Source organism: Streptomyces sp. MnatMP-M17, from assembly GCF_900091995.1.
In the GTDB taxonomy this organism is placed as follows: Bacteria; Actinomycetota; Actinomycetes; order Streptomycetales; family Streptomycetaceae; genus Streptomyces.
In genome coordinates this window covers 1-2,938 of the sequence record NZ_FMDK01000059.1, presented here as the reverse complement: position 1 = coordinate 2,938, position 2,938 = coordinate 1, and the positions used below count along the sequence as shown (strand labels likewise).

Sequence of the window (2,938 nt, the reverse complement as noted above, 5' to 3'; positions counted from 1 at the left end):
CCGCCGGGCCGCCGCCCGCCTCGAGCTGTACGCCCTCGACGTCCGCCGGCCGCCGGGTGGCTGTGCTGGGGCCTGGTGGTAGGGCTTTGTGGTCAGCGCCCCCGCTGGGGTAGTGCAGGGTCAGACGCGCCAGGAGCGGAGCTTGTCGGCGGCGCTGAAGACATCGTCCTTGACGGTGAGCAGGTCGGTGCAGAGTTCGATGAGTTCGCCGTAGGGGACGTCGATGCCTTCGCCGCTGGCGTGCATGTAGGCGATGGTGATCGCGCAGGCGTAGCGCACGTTCAGGGCGGGCAGTGGCCGCAGCGTCAGCAGGGTGTGCAGCAGCGCGGCGGCCCGCCAGGAAGCGTCGGAGTCGATGCCGAGGCGGGGCGGGTCGACGCGGTGCCGGGCGACGGCAGCCACCAGTGCCGAGAAATCAGTGATGACCGGTTGATCGGGTAGTGCTGTCTCGTGCTGCTGGAGCAGCCAGCGCACGTCGACATGGATCAGGGGCGGCATTACTCAGGCAGCCCTGCTCGCCGTGCTGGGTACCGGACCGTCATCGATGCCTGCTGCGGCGATGGCGTCAGCCAGATCGGGATCGGCGAAGACCTTCCTGAACATTTCGGCGCCTTCTCTGAGGGCTCGGTGATGGGCGATCGCGTCCCCCGTTGAAGCACGCACGAACGCCTTCATCGGCATGCCCCGCTCCTGGGCGATCGCCCTGAGCTCTTCGAGTTCCGCATCGGAGAATTCTACGTTGAGTGCTGGCATACGCACAGGCTACCGTCGAGGTACCAGTAACTCAATAACAGCACGTCAGGGCGCCTCTATCCCGGTACCGGGTGGGTCGTGGGCGGGGTCGGTGGCGCCCGGTGATTCACGGTGGGTCAACCCCCTGGCGGGGGACCCGGAATGATCTGAGGTGCAGGGCGGCCGAGGGGCTCCCGCTGGTATGGATCCACCCGAAGCTGAGGCGCGGCGGGAAGCCGGGGCCGACGGGTACAGCGGGGGCCGAGGCGGCGGGGCCGGGAGGGAGGCGGAGCCTCTGGTTCTGGTCCGGCGGGTTCTCCGTCGGGCCCGGGCGGTGTTGGGCAAGGCGTCGTGATCTACCTCGCCGACCACATTGATGCAGGCCGCCTGTACCCCCGCGTCCGCCCAGTGCTTGGCGAGCAGCGTCTCGGCCGCCACGCGGTCGCGCTCCTGATGGCTCGCCTCATTGCCGGCCGGCTCCACAATCCTGCCGTGGCGGCGGGAGAGCGGGGCGCTGTTCCGGGATGCCTCCTATGTCCGGGGTCAGTCGCTCCGACGATTCCTCGTCGGTTGCCGCTCTCTCCGCCCACGGGTCGGTACATCCTCGGCCCCAGGGGCCTCCGGTGTACCGACGGGGCCCGCAGGTAGTCGTGCGACCGCAGGCCGCTGGAGCCGTAGGCGAAAGTCGTGGCCGAGGTCGGGGCGGGCTGACGGAGGCACACGTGGCGGGTACTTCGTTGGCTGCGGGCGCGTCGTGGCGTGCTTTCGTCGGCTGAGGACGGATGGGTGGGCGAGGGATTTTGTCGCCCGGGTGTGAGGGGTACGGAAGCGAACGCACCAAGGGTGATGGCGAGCGGCGCTGCGCGCGGCTGGCCTCGGGGCACGGCGTGTGGGAAGGAACGCCGCAGGTAACAGCCTGGCTTGACTACTAGAGAGAGCGCAGGAGCTAAGGCGTCCTGACCTGCGAAAACGCGTCTTGGTACCAAGACCTGACGAACTGGCACCCAGATCTCACCGTCACGTACCCGGTTCTCAGGAGCAGGGCAGACAGCTCACGAAGACCTGGTGCCCATGCCTTGAGAACCGTGACCACTGCTGGAGGATCTGGCCACATTGATGTCACGTTCATCAGTGGGTGCTGCTCCAGCCGGGTGACCGGAGTGATGGATCGATGCCAGGTCGAGTGACACGCCCTGGAGGCGGAGTTCATGGACTCCGTGCTCATGTACGTTAGGTTCATCTGGTCGGTCTGACGGCCGCCGTTCATCTACGTTGAGTCAATGCCCAGGCACGGAGGGCCCGTTGGGAGCAGTACGCAGACTCGTCGACGCCGACACGGGCGAATCCATCCCGTATGCGCCCTATGCCTTTTCTGGCGAGCACATCCAGGTCGACAAGGCGAGAGTCGCAGCGATCACCGAGAGCAGGGAATTCACCCCGAGCCAGAAGTACCTGGTGCTGTGGTGGATCGGCGTCTCTCCCCAGGGCATGGCACCTTTGAGGGCGACCGGTGCGGACATTGCCAAGAAAGTCGGCATGACGGCCGACGCGGTCGGCAAGATCAACCGGAAGCTGCTCAAGCTGCGCATTCTGGTCGAGCGCGGGCGGATCGGTAACTACAGGCTCTACCGGATCAGCCCGTACATTGCCTTTCACGGGACTGGGATCGAGCAACGGGAAGCGATCAAGACGTGCAACCCGCCGGATATCCCCGGCTTCGACAACAAAACCCCTCTGTGGTGGGAGGCCCAGTGAACAACGACGACAAGCGGAAGCTCCTGGACCTCCTCCAGCGCACCGCCGGCATGACCGCCAACCAGCGCCTGGTCGTCATGCTCTACGCGATGCACCCCACCGACCGCGCCGGCGCGGTCATCGAGACCGGCGCCAACCTCGCGAAACTCGTCGGCATGTCTCCGACCGTGTTCTCCCGCACCCGCCGCCAGGTCGTGGAGGCCGGATGGCTCGACGAGTCCGAGCGGCTCGCGCACATCAGCTACTACCGGCTCAGTGCGAAGAGCACCGGCGAGGACGTTGTCGTACCCCTGCGCCGCGCGACCTGAACGCTCCAGAACCAGAGCTCATGTACGTGAGGTCAATGAGTACCGATGTGGAGATCGGTACTCATTGACCTCACGTACATGAGCTGCCCGCGCCCTCGTCATCAGCCGGCGGCCGAGCTTCCCGCCACGCTCGCCCGGCTGGG

General features: G+C 66.6%; 4 protein-coding genes. 2 read left to right on the top strand and 2 right to left on the bottom strand.

Annotation, left to right across the window (positions count from 1 at the left end; genetic code table 11):
* Positions 1 to 120 precede the first annotated feature (120 nt).
* Together GA0115259_RS03265 and GA0115259_RS03260 are read right to left on the bottom strand one after the other, a co-directional pair.
* On the bottom strand, positions 121 to 498 hold the full coding sequence (locus GA0115259_RS03265) for a toxin Doc (RefSeq protein ID WP_093590546.1): 378 nt from the start codon (positions 496 to 498) through the stop codon (positions 121 to 123).
* Positions 499 to 501: 3 nt separating this feature from the next.
* Positions 502 to 753, bottom strand: a complete 252-nt coding sequence (locus tag GA0115259_RS03260; protein WP_093590543.1) for a hypothetical protein — start codon at positions 751 to 753, stop codon at positions 502 to 504.
* A 1,281-nt stretch (positions 754 to 2,034) separates the two neighbouring features.
* Between GA0115259_RS03260 and GA0115259_RS03255 the strand changes: the two genes are divergently transcribed.
* Together GA0115259_RS03255 and GA0115259_RS03250 are read left to right on the top strand one after the other, a co-directional pair.
* On the top strand, positions 2,035 to 2,487 hold the full coding sequence (locus tag GA0115259_RS03255; RefSeq protein ID WP_093590540.1) for a MarR family transcriptional regulator: 453 nt from the start codon (positions 2,035 to 2,037) through the stop codon (positions 2,485 to 2,487).
* Positions 2,484 to 2,795, top strand: coding sequence for a cyclic nucleotide-binding domain-containing protein (locus GA0115259_RS03250; RefSeq protein ID WP_093590537.1), 312 nt, complete (start codon positions 2,484 to 2,486; stop codon positions 2,793 to 2,795). The genes GA0115259_RS03255 and GA0115259_RS03250 overlap by 4 nt, the downstream gene beginning before the upstream one ends.
* Positions 2,796 to 2,938 lie beyond the last annotated feature (143 nt).